We start from the raw sequence: 22947 nt of genomic DNA, 5'->3' as shown, positions 1-22947 counted from the left end.
TGGATGTCATGGTGGTGCTTGCGCGTCCAGACAACCACACCCGGGAGGCAGCAGGTGAACGAGGACGAGGTGCTCGACGTGGTCGACGAGCGGGACGAGGTCGTCGGGCAGGCGCGCCGCGCGGACGTCTACGCCCGGAACCTCAGGCACCGCTGCGCCTTCGTGCTGGCCCGAGCGGCGGACGGCCGGATCTTCGTGCACCGGCGGACGGCGCAGAAGCTGGTCTTCCCGTCCCTGCACGACATGTTCGTCGGCGGCGTCCTGGGCACCGGCGAGAGCTACGACGAGGCCGCCAAGCGGGAGGCCGAGGAGGAGTTGGGCGTCAGCGGGCTCAGCCCGCGGTTCCTCTTCAAGTTCCTGTACCGCGACGGCGAGCAGAGCTGGTGGTCGGCGGTGTACGAGGTGGAGACCCCGCTCGCCGTGGCGCCCCAGGAGAGCGAGGTGGCCTGGCACGCCTTCCTCACCGAGGAGGAGCTGGCGGCGAGGCTGGCCGAGTGGGAGTGGGTCCCCGACGGCCTGGCCGCCTGGCGGGAGTTGAGGGCCCGTCAGGACGCGCCGAGGTAGCCGCGGAGCGACTCGGTCAGCGCGGCGACGAAACCCTCGCGGGCCGGCTCGGCCACCAGGTCCAGCGACAGGTAGGGGTTGAGGTCCTCCAGCTCGACCAGGAGCAGCGCGCCCTCCCGGGTCCGGCAGGCGTCGACCCGCTGGATGCCGCGCTCCAGGGTGTTCCAGTCGACGAACCGCCGGGCGAAGGCCAGGTCCGCCGCGCTCGGCCGGTACTGCCGGAGCACCCAGCGCCGTTCCGGATCGGGCGCGTGCAGGGCGTACTGGAAGGCGTCGTCCACGAAGTAGAACGACACCTCGTAGCGGAAGTCGACCCGCGGCTGGACGAGCATTCCGTCGAGGTCGAGCGCGGCCAGCTCGTCCCGGTCCACGAAACGCAGGCCGATGGAGTCCGCGCCCTCCTTCGGCTTGACCGCGTAGCGGCCGCCGGCGGGCAGCAGATGCAGCCGGTCGGCGCGGTCGACGGTGGGGATGACCGGGTAGCCGGACTCGGTCAGGTCCAGCAGGTACTGCTTGCCCGCCATGTCGCCGCGGCCGGTCAGCGGGTTGTAGACGCGCGCGCCGGACGCCAGCGCCCGGGCGCGGAAGTCCGCATAGGCCTCGCGGTAGTGCAGCACCGGCCCGCTGTTGCGGACCAGGACCGCGTCGAAGCCGTCCATCAAGGCGGCGGCGTCCAGCGGGTGGCACAGCGCCAGGTCGAAGGCGTCCCGGAGCCGCCCGCTCAGGAAGATGTCCTCGTCGCAGTACCGACGCCCGCGCGCCGGATAGCCGAGGTCGGTCACGAGCAGCAGTCGGGGGCGGTCGGTCACCTGTTCTCCTTGCCGTGCGGACCGCCAATGTAGCCCGCGCGGCAGGGGCCCGGACGCCCTGCGACGTGCTACCGCTTCCTACCGGCAGGTAATCGCGCTATCCTCCCTTCACCGCCACCCTCCTCTCGGTTGGGAGCCGCAGCGACGGAGGGTTGGACGGGCTTCACACGGTTTCTCAGTCGCGGCCGTGTTCCCTCAACTCCACGCAGGCGCCGCCCTTGAGCGGAGCGGCCCCTGTGTTCTCCCGAGGAGACACGCCATGACCGCAACTCCTTCCCTCTTCCCCGTCGTCGCCGTCGTCGGCCTGGGCACCATGGGCGCCGGCATCGCCGAAGTGGTCGCCCGCAGCGGCCGCGAGGTCGTCGGCATCGAGGCGACCACGGACGAGGCCCACGCCGCCCGCGCACGCATCGAGGAGGCCACCGCCCACTCCGTGGAGCGCGGCCGCTACACCGAGGCCGAGCGGCAGGACCTGCTCGGCCGCATCAGCGTCACCGGGGTGCTCGCCTCAGCGGCCCGCGCCCAGCTGGTGATCGAGGAGGTGCCCGAGCGGCTGGAGCTCAAGCGCGAGCTCTTCGCCGAGCTCGACAAGATCTGCCCGCCGGAGACCGTCCTGGCGACCGGTACCACCGCCCTCTCCGTCACCAAGCTCGCCGCGGTGACCTCGCGCCCCGAGCGCGTCCTGGGCCTGCACTTCTTCAACCCGGCCCCGGCCATGCAGCTGGTCGAGGTGGTCCGCACGGTGCTGACCGACCCTCAGACGGCCGACGAGGCCGCCGAGTTCGCCCGTTCCCTGGGCAAGTCACCGGTTCTCGCCGGGGACCGGCCCGGGTTCATCGTCAACGGGCTGCTCTTCGCCTACCTCAACCAGGCGGCCGCGATGTACGAGTCGCGGTACGCCTCCCGCGAGGACATCGACGCCGCCATGCGGCTCGGCTGCGGCCTGCCCATGGGCCCGCTCGCGCTGCTGGACCTGATCGGCATCGACACCGCCCGTACGGTGCTGGAGGCCATGTACGCCCAGTCCCGCGACCGGCTGCACGCCCCCGCTCCGATCCTGGGCCAGCTGACCGCCGCCGGCCTGCTCGGCCGCAAGACCGGCCGCGGCTTCTACACCTACGCGGCGCCCGGCAGTTCGCAGATCGTGCCGGAGGACGGCGCGGCGGCGGGTGACCGCGTGCCGGGCCGGGAGATCCGCAGCGTCGGCGTCTGCGGCTCGGGCACCATGGCCACCGGCATCGTCGAGGTCTTCGCCAAGGCCGGCTACGACGTCGTCCTGGTCGCGCGCAGCCAGGAGAAGGCGGACCGGGCCAGGGCCGCGATCGCCACGTCCCTGGAGCGCAGCGTCAGCAAGGGCCGCCTGTCCGCCGAGGACCGGGACGCCACCCTGGCCCGGGTCACCGCCACCGGCTCCCTGGAGGATCTGCAGGGCGTGGACCTGGCCCTGGAGGCCGTGGCCGAGGACCTGGACGTCAAGCGAGAGCTGTTCGCCACCCTCGACAAGGTCTGCAAGCCGGGCGCGGTGCTGGCCACCACCACCTCGTCGCTCCCGGTCGTCCAGTGCGCCACCGCCACCTCCCGCCCGGCCGACGTCATCGGGATGCACTTCTTCAACCCGGCCCCGGCGATGAAGCTGGTCGAGGTGGTCTCCACCGTCCTCACCGCGCCTGACGTGACGTCAACCGTCCTGGAGCTGTGCGCCAAGGTGCGCAAGCACCCGGTGGAGTGCGGCGACCGGGCCGGCTTCATCGTCAACGCCCTGCTGTTCCCGTACCTCAACGACGCCGTGCGGATGATCGAGGAGCACTACACCTCGGTCGACGACGCCGACACCGCGATGAAGCTCGGCTGCGGCTACCCGATGGGGCCGTTCGAGCTGCTGGACGTGGTCGGCCTGGACGTCTCGCTGACGATCGAGAAGGTGCTGCACAGCGAGTTCCGCGAGCCCGGCCTGGCTCCGGCGCCGCTGCTGGAGCACCTGGTGGCCGCGGGCTGCCTCGGCCGCAAGACCGGCCGCGGCTTCCGCGACCACGCCCGCCGATGACCGTGCCCACCGCCGCAGCGCAGCCGTGTAGCGTTCGAGTCGTGAACACGGAGGAGCAGCAGGCGGAGGAGACCGCGGGAGCGCCCAGGCGGGCGACCGCGCAGCGGCGGCAGATGCGCCAGGACCTGGCGGGGGCGGCCATGCGGCTGTTCGCCACCCAGGGCTACGAGGAGACGACGGTCGACCAGATCGCCGCCGAGGCGGGTGTGGCGCGCCGGACCTTCTTCCGCTACTTCCGCTCCAAGGAAGAGGCGATCTTCCCGGACCACGACGACACCCTGGTCCGCGTCGCGGACCTGCTGGCGAGCGCGGACCCTGCGGAGCATCCGCTGGACGTGGTCTGCCGGGGCATCAAGGAGGTGCTGCGGATGTACGCGGCCACCCCCGAGGTCTCGGTGGCCCGCTACCGGCTGATCCGCCAGGTGCCGACGCTGCGCGAGCGCGAGATCGCCGTGGTGGCCCGCTACGAGCGGCTGTTCACCCGGTACCTGCTGGGCCGCTTCGACACCGCCGGACAGGCGTCGGGCGGCTGGGAGCGCGGCGTGGGCGACGACGCGATGCTGGCGGAGGTCTCGGCGGCGGCCGTGGTCGCGGCCCACAACCACGTGCTGCGGCGCTGGCTGCGGGCCGGCGGCCGGGGCGAGGTGGAGGCACAGCTCGACCACGCCTTCGAGGTCATCCGGCGCACCTTCTGGGGCGGCGGGACCGGCTCCGAACGGGTGGCACGGGGTGTCACTCCTGCCACACCCGAGACACTGGGCAGCGCCGTGGAGAGCGCCGTCAGTGCCACGCCGCAAGGCGAGGTGCTGATCACGGTGGCCCGCACGGACGCCCCGCTGGACCAGGTGCTGGACAGCATCCGCACCGCGCTGGCCAGTCCTTCCAAGGGATAAGGCCAGTTCAAAGGGCCCGCCACTCTACTGAGTGGCGGGCCCTTCGTGTTGCGGTTGCGGCGTGACGACAGTCACGCGACACTGAGCGAAAAAGCTGGCACGCAGTGTCTTTACGAGTGGCACAGGGTGCCAGTACGTTGTTACCCACTGGTCGCGGCGCCGCGGCTCCCCTCCCTCGGCGCGCCGTGCCCGGACCGCGCGCCACCCTTGCGCGGAGCCCCGTCTGACCACCCTCAGCAGAGCGACTGAACCGCCCCAGGTGACCGGTATCCGCTCCCGGTGACTTCTCCCCCATTCGACGCACCCTGCGTCCCTCAGCAGGTACGCCGCCGGAGGCAGCAGCCATGAAGGAAATCCTCGACGCGATCCTCAACCCGGAGAGCACGTCCGCCGACTTCGCGGCGGTCAAGCTCCCCGAGTCCTACCGCGCGATCACGCTCCACAAGGACGAGCAGGAGATGTTCGCCGGCATCCCGAGCCGGGACAAGGACCCCCGCAAGTCCCTGCACCTGGACGAGATCGCCGTCCCCCAACTCGGGCCCGGCGAGGCCCTGGTGGCCGTGATGGCCTCCTCCGTCAACTACAACACGGTGTGGAGTTCGATCTTCGAGCCGGTCTCCACCTTCGGCTTCCTGGAGCGCTATGGCCGCCTCTCCGCCGAGACCGCCCGCCACGACCAGCCGTTCCACGTCCTGGGCTCCGACCTGGCCGGTGTCGTGCTGCGGACCGGGCCGGGCGTGCACGCCTGGAAGCCGGGCGACCAGGTGGTCGCCCACTGTCTCAGCGTCGAGCTGGAGAGCGCCGACGGCCACAACGACACCATGCTCGACCCCGAGCAGCGCATCTGGGGCTTCGAGACCAACTACGGCGGCCTCGCCGAGATCGCGCTGGTCAAGTCGAACCAGCTGATGCCCAAGCCGAAGCACCTCACCTGGGAGGAGGCCGCCTCCCCGGGCCTGGTGAACTCCACCGCCTACCGGCAGCTGGTCTCCCGCAACGGCGCCGGCATGAAGCAGGGCGACAACGTGCTGATCTGGGGCGCCAGCGGCGGCCTCGGCTCCTACGCCACGCAGTACGCGCTGGCCGGCGGCGCCACCCCGATCTGCGTGGTCTCCTCTCCCGAGAAGGCGAAGATCTGCCAGGACATGGGCGCCGAGGCGATCATCGACCGCAACGCCGAGGGCTACCGGTTCTGGAAGGACGAGCAGAACCAGGACCCGCGCGAGTGGAAGCGGTTCGGCGCGAAGATCCGCGAGCTGACCGGCGGCGAGGACGTGGACATCGTCTTCGAGCACCCCGGCCGGGAGACCTTCGGCGCCTCGGTCTACGTCACCCGCAAGGGCGGCACCGTGGTCACCTGCGCCTCCACCTCCGGCTACATGCACCAGTACGACAACCGCTACCTGTGGATGTCGCTCAAGCGCATCGTCGGCTCGCACTTCGCCAACTACCGCGAGGCGTGGGAGGCCAACCGCCTGATCGCCAAGGGCAAGATCCACCCGACGCTTTCCAAGACCTACACCCTCGCCGAGACCGGCCAGGCGGCACTCGACGTGCACCACAACAAGCACCAGGGCAAGGTCGGCGTCCTCTGCCTCTCCCCCGAGGAGGGCCTCGGCGTCACCGACCCCGAGCTGCGCGCCAAGCACCTGCCCGCCATCAATCGCTTCCGCGGGGAGTGAGTCGACGTGGCTGACCGTCCCTGGCTGATGCGGACCTACGCGGGGCACTCCTCCGCGGCCGCGTCCAACGCCCTCTACCGGAAGAATCTGGCGAAGGGTCAGACCGGCCTGTCCGTCGCCTTCGACCTGCCCACGCAGACGGGCTACGACCCGGACCACGTCCTCGCCCGCGGCGAGGTCGGCCGCGTCGGCGTGCCGGTCAGCCACCTCGGCGACATGCGGACCCTCTTCGAGGGCATCCCGCTGGAGCGCACCAACACGTCCATGACCATCAACGCCACCGCGATGTGGCTGCTGGCCATGTACCAGGTGGTGGCCGAGGAGCAGGGCGCGGACATCGCCAAGCTCACCGGCACCACCCAGAACGACATCATCAAGGAGTACCTGTCGCGCGGGACGCACGTCTTCCCGCCCGGCCCCTCCATCCGGCTGACCACCGACATGATCGCCTACACGGTGGCCAACATCCCCAAGTGGAACCCGATCAACATCTGCAGCTACCACCTGCAGGAGGCCGGGGCCACGCCGGTGCAGGAGCTGGCCTACGCGATGTGCACCGCCATCGCGGTGCTGGACGCCGTGCGCGACAGCGGCCAGGTCAAGCCCGAGCAGATGGGCGAGGTCGTCGCCCGGATCTCCTTCTTCGTCAACGCGGGCGTCCGCTTCGTCGAGGAGATGTGCAAGCTGCGCGCCTTCGCCCAGCTGTGGGACAAGGTCACCCTGGAGCGCTACGGCGTCCAGGACCCCAGGCAGCGCCGGTTCCGCTACGGCGTCCAGGTCAACTCGCTCGGCCTGACCGAGGCGCAGCCGGAGAACAACGTCCAGCGCATCGTGCTGGAGATGCTGGCGGTCACGCTGTCCAAGGACGCCCGCGCCCGCGCGGTCCAACTCCCGGCCTGGAACGAGGCCTTGGGCCTGCCCCGGCCCTGGGACCAGCAGTGGTCGCTGCGCATCCAGCAGGTGCTGGCCTTCGAGTCGGACCTGCTGGAGTACGAGGACCTGTTCACCGGCAGCGTCGTCGTCGAGGCCAAGGTGCGCGAGCTGGTCGAGGGCGCCGAGGCGGAGATCGCCAAGGTGCAGGAGATGGGCGGGGCGATCCCGGCCGTCGAGTCCGGCTACCTCAAGTCCGCGCTGGTCGCCTCGCACGCCGAGCGGCGGGCGCGGATCGAGTCCGGCGAGGACAAGGTCGTCGGAGTCAACTGCTTCGAGACCACCGAGCCCTCGCCGCTGACGGCGGACCTGGACACCGCGATCATGCAGGTGGACCCGGCCGCCGAGGAGGCCGTCCGCACCGCCTTCGCGCAGTGGGTCGCCTCCCGCGACCGGCAGGCCGTCGCTGACGCCCTGTCAGAGCTCAAACGCCAGGCGGCCACGGACGCCAACCTGATGCCCGCCACCCTGGCCTGCGTCCGCGCCGGCGTCACCACCGGCGAGTGGGCCCAGGCGCTGCGCGACGTCTTCGGCGAGTACCGCGCCCCCACCGGGGTCTCCTCCGCTCCGGTCACCGGGCCGGTGGCCCAGGCGGACGACGAACTGGCCGCGGTGCGCGAGCGGGTCGCGGCCACCGCCGCCGACCTCGGCGTCGGGCGACTGCGCATCCTGGTCGGCAAGCCCGGCCTGGACGGGCACTCCAACGGCGCGGAGCAGATCGCCGTCCGCGCCCGCGATGCCGGCTTCGAAGTGGTCTACCAGGGCATCCGGCTGACGCCCGAGCAGATCACCGCGGCCGCCGTGGCCGAGGACGTGCACGTGGTCGGCCTGTCGATCCTCTCCGGCGCGCATGCCGAGCTCGTCCCCGACGTGCTGGCTCGGCTGCGCCGGGCCGGGATGGAGGACGTCCCGGTCGTCGTCGGCGGCATCATCCCGGCAGCTGACGAACAGTCACTGCTCGCCCAGGGAGTGGCCGCCGTGTTCACCCCCAAGGACTTCGGAATCACCGCGATCATCGGCCGTATCGTCGAGGAGATCCGAACCGCTCATGGTCTGGCCCCGCACAAGGAAGTGACCCTCGCCTGATGTCTTCCGCCACCTCTGCAGAATTCAGCCGTCTCCGCCCGCGCCGCTCCTGCCTCGCGGTCCCCGGCTCCAACCCGCGCTTCCTGGAGAAGGCCCAGGGCCTCCCCGCCGACCAGGTCTTCCTGGACCTGGAGGACGCGTGCGCGCCGCTGGCCAAGGAGGGCGCCCGCCACACCATCGTCGACGCGCTCAACAACGGCGACTGGACCGGGAAGACCCGCGTGGTCCGCGTCAACGACTGGACCACGCACTGGACCTACCGCGACGTCGTCACCGTCGTCGAGGGCGCGGGCCAGAACCTGGACTGCATCATGCTCCCGAAGGTGCAGGACGCCCAGCAGATCGTGGCGCTGGACCTGCTGCTCACCCAGATCGAGAAGACCATGGGCTTCGAGGTCGGCCGCATCGGCATCGAGGCGCAGATCGAGAACGCCAAGGGCCTGATCAACGTCGACGCGATCGCCGAGGCCAGCCCGCGACTGGAGACCATCATCTTCGGCCCGGCCGACTTCATGGCCTCCATCAACATGAAGTCCCTGGTCGTGGGCGAGCAGCCGCCGGGCTACCCGGCCGACGCCTACCACTACATCCTGATGCGCATCCTGATGGCCGCCCGCGCCAACGACCTGCAGGCCATCGACGGCCCCTACCTGCAGATCCGCAATGTCGACGGCTACCGCGAGGTCGCCGGCCGCTCGGCCGCCCTCGGCTTCGACGGCAAGTGGGTGCTGCACCCCGGCCAGGTCGAGGCGGCCAACGAGGTCTACTCCCCCTCGCAGGAGGACTACGACCACGCCGAGCTGATCCTGGACGCCTACGACTGGTGCACCTCCGAGGCAGGCGGCAAGAAGGGCTCCGCGATGCTCGGCGACGAGATGATCGACGAGGCGAGCCGCAAGATGGCCCTGGTCATCGCGGGCAAGGGCCGCGCCGCCGGCATGCAGCGCACCACCAAGTTCGAGATCCCGGAGAGCTGAGGCACCGTCATGCAGTTCGGACGCACCTACGAGGAGTTCGAGGTCGGGGCCGTCTACAAGCACTGGCCCGGAAAGACCGTCACCGAGTACGACGACCACCTGTTCTGTCTGCTCACCATGAACCACCACCCGCTGCACATGGACGCCAACTACGCGACCACGACCGTGCAGGGCAAGAACGTCGTGGTGGGCAACTACATCTACTCGCTGCTGCTGGGCATGTCCGTCCCGGACGTCTCCGGCAAGGCGATCGCCAACCTGGAGATCGAGTCGCTCAAGCACGTGGCGCCGACCTTCCACGGCGACACCATCTACGGCGAGACCACCGTGCTCGACAAGAACATGACCTCGAAGCCGGACCGCGGCATCGTCTACGTCGAGACCAAGGGCTACAAGCAGGACGGCACCCTGGTCTGCGTCTTCCGCCGCAAGGTCATGGTCCCCACGGAGACCTACGTCAAGGAGCGCGGAGGCGAGCAGCCCGGGCGCCCCGAGCTGAACGAATCCTGATCGACCGTCACCACCGACTCGGCTGCCCGGCGGAGGCCACGCCCGCCGGGCAGCCGATCCCCTCGCCTCTCCGCCCGAAGCCCTCGCCTCTGTAAGGACACGCCATGGGACGCCTCGCCCAGACCGAAGGTCTCACCGAGATCCAGCAGGACATCCTCGCCACCGTCCGCAGCTTTGTCGACAAGGAGATCATCCCGGTCGCCAACGAGCTGGAGCACAAGGACGAGTACCCGACCGACATCGTCGAGGGCATGAAGGAGATGGGCCTGTTCGGGCTCATGATCCCGGAGGAGTACGGCGGCCTCGGCGAGTCGCTGCTGACCTACGCGCTGGTGGTCGAGGAGATCGCCCGCGGCTGGATGTCCGTCTCCGGCATCATCAACACCCACTTCATCGTGGCCTACCTGCTGGCCCAGCACGGCACCCAGGAGCAGCGCGACCACTTCCTTCCGCGCATGGCGGCCGGCGAGGTCCGCGGCGCGTTCTCGATGTCCGAGCCGGGGCTGGGCTCCGACGTGGCGGCGATCCGCACCAAGGCGGTCAGGGACGGCGACGACTTCGTCGTCAACGGCCAGAAGATGTGGCTGACCAACGGCGGCTCCTCGACGCTGATCGCGCTGCTGGCGCGGACGGACGAGGGCCAGGAGGCCCCGCACCGGAACCTGACCACCTTCCTGATCGAGAAGACCCCGGGCTTCGGCCCGAACCCGTCGGTGCCGGGCCTGACCATCCCGGGCAAGATCGAGAAGATGGGCTACAAGGGCGTCGACACGACCGAGGCCATCTTCGACAACGTGCGGGTCCCGGCGGACCGGGTGCTGGGCGGCACGACCGGCCGCGGCTTCTACCAGATGATGGACGGCGTCGAGGTCGGCCGGGTCAACGTGGCCGCTCGCGGCTGCGGTGTCGCGCAGCGCGCGTTCGAGCTGGGCATCCGCTACGCGCAGCAGCGGGAGACCTTCGGCAAGAAGATCGCCCAGCACCAGGCGATCCAGTTCAAGCTGGCCGAGATGGCGACGAAGGTCGAGGCGGCCCACCAGATGATGGTGCGGGCGGCCCGGCTGAAGGACAGCGGCAAGCGCAACGACCTCGAGGCCGGCATGGCCAAGTACCTGGCGAGCGAGTACTGCAAGGAAGTTGTGGAGGACGCGTTCAGGATCCACGGCGGCTACGGCTTCTCGAAGGAGTACGAGATCGAGCGGCTGTACCGGGAGGCGCCGATGCTGCTGATCGGTGAGGGAACCGCGGAGATCCAGAAGATGATCGTCGGCCGCCGCCTCCTCGAGGAGTACAAGCTCGACTAGCCCTGCCAGGGGCCGCAGGCCCCGCAGGGCGCGAGGAACTGCGCGAGCAACACACCACCCGGGGAGGTTCGGCCGCATCGTTCGGCGTGCACCTCCCCGGGTGGCTTGTCGCGCAGTTCGTCGCGCCCCTGCGGGGCAAAGTGCAACTTGTCACCGTTTGCGGCGAACCCTTGGCTAAGGGGGGCTTGGGCCCGTACCTTGCAGGGAGGTTGCCGAGGAACCACCCGCTGCCGATAGCATCCACCCCTGGACACCGCTATCGTCCCCGAACCCCTCGATCACGCAGGTGCGCTCACCCGCATCAGCGATAAAGGTCTTCGATGCCCCTCAGCCCGTCCCAACCGCCCGCCGGCCGTCCCCGTGTGACGCTCGCCCGCGGTGCATCCCCTTGGCTCGTCCCGACTGTGGCCACCGCTGCCGTCTGTTCCGCCCTCACCCGGCGCAACGGCAGATGGGCCCTCGCGGCAGTGCCGGCGACCGCGCTGAGCGCGGGCATGCTGTGGTTCTTCCGCGACCCGGAGCGCGAGATCGCCCCCGGTCGGGTGATCTCCCCCGCCGACGGCGTCGTGCAGTCCATCGACGCCTGGCCGGACGGCCGCACCCGCGTGGCGGTCTTCATGAGCCCGCTCAACGTCCACGTCAACCGTGCGCCGCTCAGCGGCACCGTGCGCTCGGTCGAGCATGTGCCCGGCGGCTACGTCCCGGCGTTCAACAAGGACAGCGACCGCAACGAGCGGGTCGTGTGGCACTTCGACACCGAGATCGGCGACGTCGAGATGGTGCAGATCGCCGGCGCGGTCGCGCGCCGCATCGTGCCCTACGTGACCAGCGGCACCAAGGTGGACCAGGGCGAGCGCGTCGGTCTGATCCGTTTCGGCTCCCGTGTCGACACCTACCTCCCCGAGGGCGTCGAGCCCGGCGTGGTGGTGGGTCAGAAGACCACAGCGGGGGTGACGCGCCTTGACCGTGACTGACGACTTCCAGGAGACCGAGCAGGAGCGCGCCCAGCGCCTGCGCCTGCGCCACTGGGCGCGGGACCGGGAACTGCGCGCCCCCCGTTCGCCGCAGCAGCTGTCCACCGCGGACCTGTTCACGCTCGGCAACGCGGTCTGCGGCTTTCTCGCGATCTACTGCACCACCACCGGCGTCCTGATCCCGCACCTGACCGGGACGCTCTCGGCCGCCAACAGCCGCAGCGCCGCCGCCACGGCGGTGACCCTGCTGCTGATCGGCTCGATGTGCGACCTGTTCGACGGCCTGGTCGCCCGCAAGCTGCGCAGCAGCGCGCTGGGCGCCGAGCTGGACAACCTGGCCGACCTCACCAGCTTCGGCATCGCGCCGGCCTACTTCGTCATGGTCTGGGGCATGGTCGCCAACGACGGCCACCAGCGGGTGGGGGCGGCGGTCGCCATCTCCGTGCTGCTCGCGGTGGTGCTGCGGCTGGCCCGCTTCTCCTGCGCGGCGGCCCGGCCGGGCATCTTCCAGGGCATGCCGTCGCCGATGGGCGCGCTGACGGTCATCTCGATCGTGCTGCTGAACCCGAACTTCGTGCTGGGCGCGGTGGGCATCGTCCTGGTGGCGGCGCTGATGGTGAGTCAGGTCGAGTACCCCAAGCCGCAGGGCAAGCTGGCCACGGCGACGCTCGTCTGGATCGTCGTCAGCATGGGCTGCCTGGCCGCCTGGGCCACCGGCCTGCCGGCGGGCGAGACGCTGCTGCAGATCGGCGCGAGCCTGCAGGTGGCGCTGGCGCTGATGGCTCCGCTGATGGTCATCCGCCGCAAGGTCGGCGACGTCCGCGCCCGTCGTGCGGAGCAGCGCTCGGCCCACTGACGCGGCCCGCCGCGCAGGCGGTGAACGCGCCGAAGCCCCCGTCCCGGCAGGGACGGGGGCTTCGTGCTGACGGCCCCTCAGCGGGCGCCGAGCGCAGGGCAGTTGGCCGGGGCCGGGGCGCCGCTCAGCCCAACGGGGGCAGGACCTCGCGCACATGGCGGCCGAGGTCGTCCAGGCCCTGCAGCATCGTGTCGCGCTCGCCCGGCGGCAGGACGTCGTAGAGGTGGGCGTCGAGCTGTGCCGCGTGGCGGGCCGCTGCCTCGGTCAGCTTCTCGCGTCCGGCATCCGTCAGCGAGACCAGCTGGACGCGCTTGTCCTGGCTGGAGCGGCTGCGGCTGACCAGGCCGGCCTCGACCATCCGGTCGACCAGGCGGGTGGCGCCGCCGCTGGTCAGCACCAGCGAGCGGGAGAGGTCGCTCATCATCGCGCCCTCCTCGGGCGCCGCCTGGAGATGGAGCAGCACCTCGAACATCGCGTGGCTGATGCCGCTCTCCCGCTCCATCGTCGCGCCGAGCAGGCGCTCCATCAGCGAGGCCGTGGTGAGCAGCACTCCGAAGGCCCGGATCCGGGGGTCGGCCACCGCCGCACCCGGTGAGTCGATCACGTGTTCCTGTGCCGCAGCCATGTCCCGCCTTTTCCCCGTCACTACTTGCCCACACGTTACCGCCCGTCACAGTCATGTCCGTGACGGGCGATCAGAAATGACAGTCGCTCAGTACCCCACGGTGAACCGGGCGCCGACGAACTGCGGACGCTCGATCTCGTCGACCACGGCGACCGCGTAGTCCTCGGCGGAGATCCGGCTCTCACCGGCCTCGTCCACGACCAGCCGCTCGGTGCCGGTGCGGTAGGAGCCGGTGCGCTCGCCGGGCGCGATGGTCCCGGCGGGGCTGAGGTTGGTCCAGGCGACGTCCTCGACCGTGCGGTAGAAGTCCAGGGCGTCGCCGTGGGCATGCATGATCTCCAGCAGCCACCCGGGCAGCCCCGGGGCGTCCCAGACCTTCTGCCCGGGGACGGTCTCCAGGCTGCCGGCGCCGCCCACCGCGATCAGCCGGGGCGCGTCCGCGCCGAGTCCGCGCAGCGCCTCGACGAGCGACCGGGCCGCGGGCTCGATCAGCGCACTGTGCCCCGGGCCGTCGCCACCGCCGACCGCGCTGACGACCACGTCCTGGCCGCCCGCGGCCTTGGCCACGGCAGCCGGGTCGAGTACGTCGCCCGCGACGACCGCGACGCCCTCCGGGGCGTCGTAGCCCGCGGGGTCGCGCACCACCGCGGTGACCTGGTGCCCGCGCGCCACCGCCTCGTTGACGATGCGTGAGCCGATGGTGCCCTTGGCGCCGATGACGGCGATCTTCGCCATGTGGTCCTGCCCTTCAGGTCGCTGTGGTGCCCGGCCGTCCGTTGCGGGCCGGACACCACAGCAGAACCCTGATCCGTCAGGCTTTATTCCGACGGTGCCGGCGCTGGTACTACCAGTCCAGCTTCTTCACCGGGAAGGACCAGATGCCGCGCCCGTGGGTGGCGGCGTACAGCTTGCCGTCCGGGCCCAGCAGCAGCTGGTCGACGGCCACCGCCGGCAGCTCGCCGACGACCTGCCAGGACGCCCGGTGCGGAGCCCGGTACAGCACGCCCAGGTCGGTGCCCAGCGCCAGACCGCCGTTGGGCAGCAGCACCAGCGAGTCGCCCGGCACGTCGGGCAGGTTGGCCGAGATGTCGGTCCAGCTCTGCCCGCCGTCGCGGCTCTCGTAGAGATGGCCGACGCCCGCGCCCGGGCCCTCGTTCCACGCCCGCGAGAAGCCGTTGACGACCAGGTAGACGTGGCTGCCGTCGTTCGGGTCGATCTGCACGTCGCTCAGGTACCGGCTGGGGACGTTGGCCGGCAGCGTCAGCTGCTGCCAGCCGCTGCCGTCGGCGTTGCCGACGGCCAGGCCGCGCTGGAAGCCGGTGCTGTTGCACGGACCGCACCAGGCCGCGTAGACCTTGCCGCCCGAGGACGCCACGGCCGTGGCCGTGTGCCCCTGGCCGAGGTCGAACAGGCTGCTCCACTGCGCGGAGGAGCGGATGGCGTAGCCCTGGGTCTGCGCCCAGACGTGGCGGCCGCCCGCGATCCACAGGTTCGGCGTCTTCGCGTCGGCGACGAACGGCGCGATGAAGCGGGCCTCGGACGTCTTGTTGTCCGGCGGCGGCACGTTGTACGTCGTCGGCGCGCCCAGGCCGTTGTTGGCCGCGCAGTTCTGGGTGACGTTGATCTCCAGGTAGACGTACTCCGCTGCCATGTTGCAGCCGTTGGCGGGGTCGGTGAGGGTCCGGCCGCCGTCGCCGCCGAAGTTGGATCCCATCACGGTGTCGCCGCCGCGCAGGATCGACTGCCCGTTGTCCTGCAGGCCGCCGGTGACCACCAGGCCGCCGTTGGCCAGGTCCTTGCCCACGCCCACCGAGTAGTACTGCAGCGCGTCGATGGTGCCGTCGTTGAGCGAGGTCCAGTCGGTGGCGTGGCCGTCGGCGCCCGCGCTGCCGGCGACCGGACGGCGGTAGATGCCGCCGTCGTTGCCCACGAAGAGCACCGGCGTGCCGTGCACCGTGCCGACCGCGACGGCGTGCTGGTCCGGGTGGGTGGTCTGCGAGCAGTCACCCGTCTGCTTCGTCGGGTCGATGCTCCAGCACGGCAGGTAGAAGTTCCAGTACGGACCCGGCGTGGTCCAGCTGGCACCGCCGTCCTTGGTCTCGAAGACCTCCTCCAGGCCCGCGTAGACGTGGTCCGGGTTGGTCGGGTCCACCTGCAGGAACTGGTCGTACCAGGACTGGCCGCCCGGCTCGCCCGCCTGGGAACCGGCCGCGACCAGGGTGTCCGGGTCGGCGATCTTCGTCCACGGGCCGAAGGGGGAGCCGGACCTGGAGACGAAGATGCCCGCCAGCGGGTCGCCGCTGACGCCGTTGATGCCGTTGGGAGACTGGTCGATGGCGTAGTAGCGGGAGCCGTCGGCGGAGGCCGCGAAGGTCACCGTGCCGATCTCGTACGGGTCGGTCGGCAGGTCGCCCAGCGAGGTCAGCCGGGTCCAACTGCCGTCCGCGCCACGGGAGAAGAAGCCGTTGTAGCTGTCGCCGCTGCGCCAGCCGACGGCCGCGACGACCTTGGACGGGTCCTTGGGGTCGAAGGCGACGTCGCTGACGATGTTCTTGTAGGCCGAGGCCGGGTCGTTCGCCAGCGGGTGGCCCGGCAGGTAGTCCGGATTGGGGGCGTACTCCAGGGTCCAGGCGCCGCGCTTGTTCTTCAGCGAGTGGGACCACAGGCCCTCGGTGGTGGCCGCCCAGATCCGGTCGCCGTGGATGCGCAGCTCGTGGATCGCGGTGCTCTCCAGCTCGGTGCCGCCCACCCGGTCGCCGGGCTCGAACTTCCCGTGCACCGGGTCGTCCAGCAGGTAGACGCCGCTGCCGAGGTAGGCGTCGGAGTTGGTGGAGGACTCGCCCGTGCCGTACCAGAGGCGGCCCTTGCCGTCGAGCGTGAGCGCGCCGCTGGCCTGCGCCGGGAGCGCGTCGCTGATCGGCTGCCAGTGGCCGCCGCCGGAGCGCGAGCGCCAGACGCCGCCGCCGGCCGAGGCGGCCCACACGTCGCCGCTGTCGTCGGCGGCGAGCGCGGCCGTGCGGCCGGTGACCAGGCCCATGCCGCCCGAGGAGTTGGAGTCGTAGTCGCGGTAGCGGGGATCGTCGGAGTCGTAGGGGAGCCTGGTGACGTGCGTCCAGTCGCCGCCCGTGCGCGGCAGGCGCTGCAGCGAGGCCCAGGCCGCGCCGTACGCGCCGGGAGCCACCACGCCGGGGGAGGTGCGGGCTTCGGCGTACTGGGCCGCGCCCTCGGCGATCTCGTCGGCCTCCTCCTGGTCGTCGCCGTTGTCACCCCCGCCGCCCGCGACGAGGGCGTGCACGCCGGTGCCGCCGAGATGGTGATGGATCGTCATGCCCTGGGCCGGGACGGCCGCAAGAAGTCCCAGGGCGGCGAGGGCGCTGACGGTGAGCGCGCCTCTGCGCCGCCTGAGTGAACGAGCCGTGGTCAACAGATCCTCCCCGAGTGATGGGTGCACCGGTTCAAACTGCCGTGCTCAAAACAGAGGCATCGGGCCGGAGTGACTCGACCACACTCGCGGTGGTGACAGCCAGCACCGCGCCGAGGACGTTGTGAAACCGTTAACCCGAGGGCGAGGACGAGTCGATAAGCCGACGAAACGTCATCTCGATTGGATACCGTGCCAGTTGACGCGCCCCTGCCTACCCTCCGGAGGACCGCACGTGACCGCCTACACCCTCCCCCGCATGGACCAGGGTGAACGCCTCGACCAGGCGGAGTACCTCGCCTGCTTCGAGGAACTCTTCTGGCGCAGCGGCCCCGAAGGCTTCTGGAAGCTGGAGCGGCTGCAGCACTACCAGGAGCCCGGACTGGCCAGCTGGGAGGCGTACTTCCGCGACGGGGACTGGGACCTGGCGCTGCGGCTGGTCGAGGAGTCGCGGCCGGACGTCGCCGCCCACCTGTCCCGGATCGCCGCGGCAGGCGTGCGCCACCACCGGGTCCGGGTCGTCGAGCGGCCGCTCTCGCCGTACCTGCTCTGGGAGTTGCACCTGCTGCGGCTGAAGGACCAGCTCGGCGAGAACGTCCGGATCGTCGACGACAGCCTCGCCGGCCCGCTGCCCGAGCTCGTGGTGCTCGGCCGCCATGCCGTGTTCGACGTCCGCTACACCCCGGACGGCCTCCCCGACGGCGCGGTGCGGTGCACCGATCCGGACACCGTCGCCGAGGCGCGCGACCTGGTGCGCCGGCTGCACCGCGTCGGGGAGCCGCTGCCCGCGTTCTTCGCGCGCGAGGTTCAGGGCGTCAGGCCGTAGACGCGGCGGGCGTTCTCGCAGCCGATCAGCCGGGCGATCCGGTCCGCCTCCGCCTGCGGCAGGTGGGCGCCGCCGGCCCACTCCTGCACCGCGGCCCGGAAGTTGCGCGAGCCGACCAGGTACAGCTCGGCCAGGCCGTAGGCGTCGGTGGAGAACAGCAGCTTGCCGAAGGGCGCCAGCTCCAGCGCCTCGCCCAGCACCCGCGGTGCGGCCGGCCCGACATGACCCAGCGTCAGCCCCAGGTCGGCGTAGACGTGCGGGAAGGCCTGCGCCAGCCAGGCGGCCTGGCGGTGGTACGGCCAGCCGTGCAGCAGCACCACCGGCACGCCCAGCGGCTCCACCGCGCGCAGGAAGGGCGTCAGCAGCGAGGGGTCGGCCCGGTGCAGTGTGACGTCGGGGTCGCCGAATCCGGTGTGCAGCTGGAGCGGGCGGCCCGACTCCAGTGCGGTCCACAGCAGCTGACGGATCAGCACCGGATGGGTCAGCCGTCCACCGCCGGCGCCCAGGTAGTCCCCGGCCGCGTTGGCGACCTCCGCCGGGCTGGGCCGCTCCCCCGGCAGGTCGAGTCCGCAGCGGTAGGCGGCGACGGACTTGAAGGCCGTCGCGCCGGTCGCGGCCAGCGCGGCGGCGACATCCCTGGCCCAGTGCTCGGCGGTGGTGCCCTGCAGCCGCTCGGCGACCGCCTCCACCCGCACCACCTCGCGCCACCCGGCGCCGGCCTGCGCCGCGAGGTCGGCGGGGGCCAGCAGCCCGGGGCCGTCCAGGCCGGTGTCGACCAGCACTTCGGCGAGCCCCGCGGCCTGCAGCAGCCGGGAGTTGGCAGCGGCCGCACCGAGCTCGCGCCGCCGGGCGAGGTACGCCTCGGGCCCCGCCCACGGCTCCAGGCCCAGCACGGGCGGGCACCAGCGGCGCACCGCGAGGCCCAGCGAGCTGTCCCAGGGGGACGTGCCGGCCGCGGGCGAGCGGTCCGACTCGGTGAGCCAGGAGGCGAAGACGTCGTCCGGCAGCTCCCCGCCGTGGACGGCGTGGCAGTGGTGGTCGACCAGCTGAAGGGTCATCAGTACCGCCAGCGCGTCGCCGCGATCAGCGCCTCCGGAGCCGCGCCCGCCCACTGCTCGGACTCCGCGCGGCGCACCGCCCGCACCGCCTCGTAGAGCGGCTCCCCCATCGCCTCGGCCAGCAGCGTGCTCGCGGAGAACGCCTCCACGGCCTGGTCCAGCGAGGACGGCAGCCGGGGCGGCGGATCGGCCAGGTGCGCCGGGTCCCCCTCGACCTCCTCGGGCAGGGTGCCGCCGCCCGCGAGACCGGCCGCGATCACGCCGCCCAGCACCAGGTACGGGTTGGCGCTCAGGTCGAAGCTCTTGAACTCGGCGTTGGCGACCCGGGGCAGGCCCGCCACCAGCCGGACCGATGCCTCCCGGTTCTCCAGTCCCCAGCAGGCGTAGGCGCCGGCCCAGTGCGAGGGCACCAGGCGCAGGTAGCTCGCGGGCGAGGGCGCGCCGAGCGCCAGCAGCGCGGGCATCTGCTCCAGCACGCCGGCCAGGAAGCCCTCCCCCTCCTTGGTGAGCCCGTGGCGTCCCGGTCCGCCGGAGAACAGGTTCTCGTCCCCGCGCCAGACGCTCAGGTGCAGGTGCCCGCCATTGCCCACGCCGCCCGGCTCGAAGGCGGGGGCGAAGCAGGCCCGCAGCCCGTGCCGGTCGGAGACCCCCCGGATCGTGTGCCGGACCAGCACGCTCGTGTCCGCGGCCGCCAGCGGGTCCTCGGCGGCGACGGAGACCTCGAACTGCCCGGGTGAGTACTCCGGGTGCAGTTGCTGCACCTCCAGGCCCTCGGCCTCCAGCGCCTGCAGCAGGTCGCGCAGGTAGTCCGACAGGTCGGTGACCCGCTGCAGGCCGTAGGCGGGGCCCTGGGTCGGGTAGCCGCCGTCGCTGCGCTGGACGATCCACTCCACCTCGAACGCCGCCCGGAAGGTCAGCCCCTGGGCCAGCGCCCGCTCCACCATCCGCTTGAGGAACAGGCGTTGGCAGCCGGGATGGTTCCGGCCGTCCTGCTGCACCCGGTCCGCGGGGACCCACGCCCAGCCCGGCTGCGCGGCCAGCGGCACCGCCCGCGTCAGGTCGGGGAAGAGCCGCAGGTCGCCGCCGGGGCCACCGATCCAGCGGCTGGTCGTGGCCGAGTCGTCGGCCAGGAAGACGTCGAAGACCGGGGACATGCCGACGCCGTACGCCGACGCCTCCGCCAGCCGCCGCACCGGTACGCCCTTGACCCGCGCGATCCCCGCGTTGTCCACCCAGGTGAACGCGACCGCGACGACACCCTCGGCGCTGAGCTGAGCCGCCGTCAGGCGGGCCGCCTCCGATTCATCCCACTGGACCGACATGGGATCATGCTCCGCCCTCGTGCACGCTGAACGCACTGCGCCGCGCCGCACGCGCCACGGCGGGATCCGGATGCGCCGAGGCCACCGCCGCCAGCACGTGCCCGGCCCGCGGGTGGCCGACCCGGCGGGCCAGCGCGAACAGCCGCCCGGGATCGCCGTCGGCGGCGCCCTGGACGTGGCGGACCAGCATCCCGGTGTCGCCGTGCTCGAGCACGGCCGCGCCGGTGTCCACCCACAGCCACGCCGCGTCGTCCTGGTCCAGCACGTCCGCCGGGGCCACCCCCTCGTCGGCCTGCTCGGCCAGCCACAGCAGCGCGTAGGGGCGCAGCGTCTGTTCGGCCAGCGCCTCGCGGACGGCGGGCTCGGCCGGGTGCCCGGCCACCCGCAGCGCCTCGAAGGCGAGCCCCCGCAGCAGCGCGTCCTCGCCCCGGGCCACGGCGAGCAAGTCGGCCACGGCGCGGTCGACCTGACGGGCCGCCACCCACGCCCGGTACTCCGCCCGGGCCGGCCCCGGGGCATAGCCGGCGCAGGCGGCCAACAGCTCGTAGGCGGACTGCTCGATGTGCCCGGCGGCGGTCTGCGCGACCGTGCAGATCTCCTCCAGCTTGGCCCGCACCGCCCAGTGCCCCAGCGGAGTCAGTTCCACGTGCTCGGCGTCCCGGCGGACGAGGGCCCCGACGGCCTCGAACCCGTCCAGCATCCAGCCGAGCACGGCGGCGACGTCCGCGGGCCCGTAGGCCTGCGTGAGGGAGGCGGTGGCCCCGGCGTCGCCGCGGACGGCGGAGACGGCCCAGGCCGCGTGCGGCACCGGGGAGCCCCCGGCGAGGGCGTCGGCCCCGCCGTGCCACTGGTCGTCCAGGCCGCGACGCAGCAGCTCGCCCAGCTCGGTCTGCGCGACCGGGCCGTCCACCAGGTGCAGGAACGACAGCAGTTGCGGCGCGTGGTCCACGGCGTGCCCGGCGAGGGCGGTGAGTGAGCGGTCCGGGACGGAGACCAGCAGCGTCCAGGCGTCGAAGAGCGCGGCCCAGCCGCGGATCACCGCCTCGTCGTCGTGCTCCCAGGCGTGCAGCCGCCAGCCGGGGCCGGCCCCGGCCCCGCGCAGCTCCACCAGCCCGACGAGGCGCGCCCGCTCCCAGGCCGCGAGGGCCTGATCCACCGTCAGGGCGAGGGCGTGCCCGGCGTCTTGCGCGTCCTGCGGCAGCAGGTCGCCGCGCTTGTCCACGGCGGCCAGCTCGCCCGCCCAGCGGGCGACGCGGACGGCGTCCTGCAGGAGGCGCCGCGCGAGCGGCGCGAGCGCGGCCGGCCCGGGCAGCCCTGCGGGCGGCTTCCGCCGCGAGGGCTCCCGGCGGGGCGGGATGCCGACGGCGGCGGTGGGCAGCCGAGTCACTCGTGCGGAGGCGGGGATGCTGCCGCCGCGTTGCGGTCGGGAATCACGGTCGCGCGAATTCCGGGACGTCACGCCGTGCAGTCTTCCCCGAAGCCCCGCCTCTTGTCACATCCCAGGCGCGCCGCGGGTTTCAGGCGACACGGGGATGACTTTTGTGTTGCAGACGTATCACGCCCCAAGGCCCCGTAAGGGGCGCGAGGAACTGCGCGAGCGACCCACCACCCACGGAGGTTCGACCCTGACTGCAGGCCGGACCTCCCCGAGTGGTGGCCAGTGCCGTGTCCGGATGGGTCCACGTGTTGCGGCGCCCGGCACGGCACTCCCCCAGCCTTCGGCCGGGGGTGCCCCCACCACCGGACACCGCAACCCGGCGAACCTATCCGGACACGGCACTAGCTCGCGCGTTCCTCGCGCCCCCAGGGGGAGGTGCGACTACAGCAAGGGGGTCAGGAAGCGCCGCAGGACGTCCTCGTAGCGGTCGGGGGCCGAGTTCCACAGGGCGGCGTGCTCCGCGCCCGGGAACTGCTCGAAGAGCACCAGCTCGTCGCGGTTGTAGGCCAGTCGCCGCGCCGGGGCGATCGGGGCGACCGTGTCGTCGGGGCTGTGCAGCAGCGCCGTCGGCACCTTCAGGCCCACCCCCGACGCCATCCGGTCGAACTCCGCCTGGTCCACCGCCGTGCGGCCCTCCGCGGCCCGCAACCCCAGGGCGGCCAGCGGGGACGGCACACCTCTCCGCTCCGCGGACCGCAGGACCGTCCCCCGGAAGTCCAGCACCGGGGAGTCCAGGATCAGCCCCCGCACCATGTCCGCGTGGTCGGACCGCTCCGCGGCCTGCAGGGCCATCGTCGCGCCCACCGACCAGCCGTAGAGCACCACCCGGCTCGCCCCGCTGCTCGCGGCCAGGCGGATCGCCGCCTCCACGTCGCGCCACTCGGTCTCGCCGAAGTGCCCGACGCCGTCCGGGGATTGGGGCGCCCCCTCGTCGTTCCGGTAGGTCATGGCCAGCACCGGCAGCTTCAGCCGCTGGAACAGCGGCAGCAGCGGCAGCACCTGCTGCCGGTCGGCGCCGAGCCCGTGCACGGCGATCACCCAGGGGTCGCGCACCCCCGAGGTGAACCAGGCCGGCATCGGGCCCAGCTCGCCGCGCACGGAGGTCTCCGAAAAGTCGATCCCCCAACGGGACTTGGGGTCCCCGAGATCCACCCTCGGGGTGATCCGCACCGCGGCGCCCGGCTCGGGCGCCGGTCCCTGCCGCAACTCGCGGACGACCGTCTGCGAGGTCGTGCCCAGCACCGGCCCGACCACCGCGTGTCCCGCCACGGCCCACTCCAGGGCGTAGACGCCGCGCCGCTCCGTCTCCGGGGTGCGGGTCAGCTCCACCCTGCCGGGCTCCACGGCGTGCACCCGCAGGCCGTCCCCCGTCGCCGGGGGCCTGCGGCCGGGGCGCAGCACCAGGTCCGAGACGGCGCGGCCGGCGACCAGGGCGACCGCGCCCGCGCCCACCACCGAGACCGTGGCCACTGCGGCTGCCCTCGACCAACGCATCTCGCACCTCAGTTCCCGAGCCGACAACGCCTCCACCCATCCCAGTACCCCGTCCGACGCGCCGCCAGCTCTGGTCACCCATCCGACGGAGTGTCCGGTTCCTTGCGCCGGACGTGACACAGTGCCCGTTGCCC

Annotated in this window: 19 protein-coding genes; 11 read left to right on the top strand and 8 right to left on the bottom strand. The window is 72.1% G+C overall.

The features are described from left to right. Positions 1 to 3 precede the first annotated feature (3 nt). Positions 4 to 564 carry an NUDIX hydrolase gene (locus tag ACFP3V_RS08825; RefSeq protein ID WP_380581618.1) on the top strand — a complete coding sequence of 187 codons (561 nt, stop codon included), beginning with the start codon at positions 4 to 6 and terminating at the stop codon, positions 562 to 564. On the opposite strand, the gene ACFP3V_RS08820 is transcribed toward ACFP3V_RS08825, so the two are convergent. Next, complete coding sequence (locus ACFP3V_RS08820; RefSeq protein ID WP_380581616.1) at positions 546 to 1373, bottom strand: ATP-grasp domain-containing protein; 828 nt, start codon at positions 1371 to 1373, stop codon at positions 546 to 548. The genes ACFP3V_RS08825 and ACFP3V_RS08820 overlap by 19 nt on opposite strands. 259 nt (positions 1374 to 1632) lie before the next feature. Here ACFP3V_RS08820 and ACFP3V_RS08815 point away from each other — a divergent pair, with 259 nt between their 5' ends. The 9 genes from ACFP3V_RS08815 (at position 1633) to ACFP3V_RS08775 (ending at position 12629) form a co-directional block, all read left to right on the top strand. Beyond that, complete coding sequence (locus tag ACFP3V_RS08815) at positions 1633 to 3417, top strand: 3-hydroxyacyl-CoA dehydrogenase family protein (RefSeq protein WP_380581614.1); 1785 nt, start codon at positions 1633 to 1635, stop codon at positions 3415 to 3417. Next, positions 3414 to 4310, top strand: coding sequence for a TetR family transcriptional regulator (locus ACFP3V_RS08810; RefSeq protein ID WP_380581612.1), 897 nt, complete (start codon positions 3414 to 3416; stop codon positions 4308 to 4310). The genes ACFP3V_RS08815 and ACFP3V_RS08810 overlap by 4 nt, the downstream gene beginning before the upstream one ends. Positions 4311 to 4654: 344 nt before the next feature. Then, positions 4655 to 5992: a crotonyl-CoA carboxylase/reductase gene (gene ccrA, locus ACFP3V_RS08805; RefSeq protein ID WP_380581610.1), complete on the top strand. Its 1338-nt coding sequence runs from the start codon at positions 4655 to 4657 to the stop codon at positions 5990 to 5992. Between the two features lie 6 nt (positions 5993 to 5998). Then, positions 5999 to 8008, top strand: coding sequence for a protein meaA (locus tag ACFP3V_RS08800; RefSeq protein WP_380581608.1), 2010 nt, complete (start codon positions 5999 to 6001; stop codon positions 8006 to 8008). Further along, entirely contained in the window at positions 8008 to 8985 is a 978-nt protein-coding gene (locus tag ACFP3V_RS08795) for an HpcH/HpaI aldolase/citrate lyase family protein (protein ID WP_380581606.1), read from the top strand. The genes ACFP3V_RS08800 and ACFP3V_RS08795 overlap by 1 nt, the downstream gene beginning before the upstream one ends. 9 nt (positions 8986 to 8994) lie before the next feature. Next, on the top strand, positions 8995 to 9495 hold the full coding sequence (locus ACFP3V_RS08790) for a MaoC family dehydratase (protein WP_380581604.1): 501 nt from the start codon (positions 8995 to 8997) through the stop codon (positions 9493 to 9495). 104 nt (positions 9496 to 9599) lie between these two features. After that, positions 9600 to 10799 carry an acyl-CoA dehydrogenase family protein gene (locus ACFP3V_RS08785; RefSeq protein ID WP_380581602.1) on the top strand — a complete coding sequence of 400 codons (1200 nt, stop codon included), beginning with the start codon at positions 9600 to 9602 and terminating at the stop codon, positions 10797 to 10799. Positions 10800 to 11119: 320 nt separating this feature from the next. Further along, a complete protein-coding gene (locus ACFP3V_RS08780; RefSeq protein WP_380581600.1) occupies positions 11120 to 11773 on the top strand; it encodes a phosphatidylserine decarboxylase in 654 nt (217 codons plus the stop codon). Between the two features lie 37 nt (positions 11774 to 11810). After that, on the top strand, positions 11811 to 12629 hold the full coding sequence (locus tag ACFP3V_RS08775) for a CDP-alcohol phosphatidyltransferase family protein (RefSeq protein WP_380581730.1): 819 nt from the start codon (positions 11811 to 11813) through the stop codon (positions 12627 to 12629). A gap of 124 nt (positions 12630 to 12753) precedes the next feature. Here ACFP3V_RS08775 and ACFP3V_RS08770 read toward each other — a convergent pair whose 3' ends face one another. From ACFP3V_RS08770 to ACFP3V_RS08760, 3 genes are all read right to left on the bottom strand, one after another. After that, positions 12754 to 13254 carry a MarR family winged helix-turn-helix transcriptional regulator gene (locus ACFP3V_RS08770; RefSeq protein ID WP_380581598.1) on the bottom strand — a complete coding sequence of 167 codons (501 nt, stop codon included), beginning with the start codon at positions 13252 to 13254 and terminating at the stop codon, positions 12754 to 12756. 87 nt (positions 13255 to 13341) lie between these two features. Then, the gene (locus ACFP3V_RS08765; RefSeq protein WP_380581596.1) at positions 13342 to 13989 is read right to left on the bottom strand and encodes an NAD(P)-dependent oxidoreductase; all 648 of its coding nucleotides are present in this window, start codon (positions 13987 to 13989) and stop codon (positions 13342 to 13344) included. A gap of 109 nt (positions 13990 to 14098) precedes the next feature. Next, positions 14099 to 16678 (bottom strand): beta propeller repeat protein, encoded by a 2580-nt coding sequence (locus ACFP3V_RS08760; protein WP_380581594.1) that lies wholly within the window; start codon positions 16676 to 16678, stop codon positions 14099 to 14101. 232 nt (positions 16679 to 16910) lie between these two features. On the opposite strand from ACFP3V_RS08760, the gene ACFP3V_RS08755 reads away from it, so the two are divergent. Continuing rightward, a complete protein-coding gene (locus ACFP3V_RS08755; RefSeq protein WP_380581592.1) occupies positions 16911 to 17501 on the top strand; it encodes a DUF6879 family protein in 591 nt (196 codons plus the stop codon). Here the strand turns inward: ACFP3V_RS08755 and ACFP3V_RS08750 are convergent. The 4 genes from ACFP3V_RS08750 to ACFP3V_RS08735 form a co-directional block, all read right to left on the bottom strand. Beyond that, positions 17483 to 18559 carry an amidohydrolase family protein gene (locus tag ACFP3V_RS08750; protein WP_380581589.1) on the bottom strand — a complete coding sequence of 359 codons (1077 nt, stop codon included), beginning with the start codon at positions 18557 to 18559 and terminating at the stop codon, positions 17483 to 17485. The two genes, ACFP3V_RS08755 and ACFP3V_RS08750, sit on opposite strands and share 19 nt — an antisense overlap. After that, positions 18559 to 19881, bottom strand: a complete 1323-nt coding sequence (locus ACFP3V_RS08745; RefSeq protein WP_380581587.1) for a glutamine synthetase family protein — start codon at positions 19879 to 19881, stop codon at positions 18559 to 18561. Before ACFP3V_RS08745 ends, ACFP3V_RS08750 begins: the two co-directional genes overlap by 1 nt. Positions 19882 to 19885: 4 nt before the next feature. Beyond that, on the bottom strand, positions 19886 to 21268 hold the full coding sequence (locus ACFP3V_RS08740; RefSeq protein ID WP_380581585.1) for a hypothetical protein: 1383 nt from the start codon (positions 21266 to 21268) through the stop codon (positions 19886 to 19888). Positions 21269 to 21700: 432 nt separating this feature from the next. Continuing rightward, positions 21701 to 22789, bottom strand: coding sequence for an alpha/beta hydrolase family protein (locus ACFP3V_RS08735; protein WP_380581583.1), 1089 nt, complete (start codon positions 22787 to 22789; stop codon positions 21701 to 21703). Positions 22790 to 22947 lie beyond the last annotated feature (158 nt).

The organism is Streptacidiphilus monticola (assembly GCF_042658505.1).
Taxonomy (GTDB): Bacteria; Actinomycetota; Actinomycetes; order Streptomycetales; family Streptomycetaceae; genus Streptacidiphilus; species Streptacidiphilus monticola.
Note: the sequence above shows the minus strand (reverse complement) of the source record. Positions and strands in the feature narration are given on the sequence as shown.

Excerpts from the sequence above, each read along its gene's own strand:
- ccrA (WP_380581610.1), top strand. The coding sequence starts at position 4,655 with ATGAAGGAAATCCTCGACGCGATCCTCAACCCGGAGAGCACGTCCGCC.
- ACFP3V_RS08750 (WP_380581589.1), bottom strand. The coding sequence starts at position 18,559 with ATGACCCTTCAGCTGGTCGACCACCACTGCCACGCCGTCCACGGCGGG.
- ACFP3V_RS08770 (WP_380581598.1), bottom strand. The coding sequence starts at position 13,254 with ATGGCTGCGGCACAGGAACACGTGATCGACTCACCGGGTGCGGCGGTG.
- ACFP3V_RS08815 (WP_380581614.1), top strand. The coding sequence starts at position 1,633 with ATGACCGCAACTCCTTCCCTCTTCCCCGTCGTCGCCGTCGTCGGCCTG.
- ACFP3V_RS08825 (WP_380581618.1), top strand. The coding sequence starts at position 4 with ATGTCATGGTGGTGCTTGCGCGTCCAGACAACCACACCCGGGAGGCAG.
- ACFP3V_RS08810 (WP_380581612.1), top strand. The coding sequence starts at position 3,414 with ATGACCGTGCCCACCGCCGCAGCGCAGCCGTGTAGCGTTCGAGTCGTG.
- ACFP3V_RS08765 (WP_380581596.1), bottom strand. The coding sequence starts at position 13,989 with ATGGCGAAGATCGCCGTCATCGGCGCCAAGGGCACCATCGGCTCACGC.
- ACFP3V_RS08780 (WP_380581600.1), top strand. The coding sequence starts at position 11,120 with ATGCCCCTCAGCCCGTCCCAACCGCCCGCCGGCCGTCCCCGTGTGACG.
- ACFP3V_RS08745 (WP_380581587.1), bottom strand. The coding sequence starts at position 19,881 with ATGTCGGTCCAGTGGGATGAATCGGAGGCGGCCCGCCTGACGGCGGCT.
- ACFP3V_RS08795 (WP_380581606.1), top strand. The coding sequence starts at position 8,008 with ATGTCTTCCGCCACCTCTGCAGAATTCAGCCGTCTCCGCCCGCGCCGC.
- ACFP3V_RS08785 (WP_380581602.1), top strand. The coding sequence starts at position 9,600 with ATGGGACGCCTCGCCCAGACCGAAGGTCTCACCGAGATCCAGCAGGAC.
- ACFP3V_RS08790 (WP_380581604.1), top strand. The coding sequence starts at position 8,995 with ATGCAGTTCGGACGCACCTACGAGGAGTTCGAGGTCGGGGCCGTCTAC.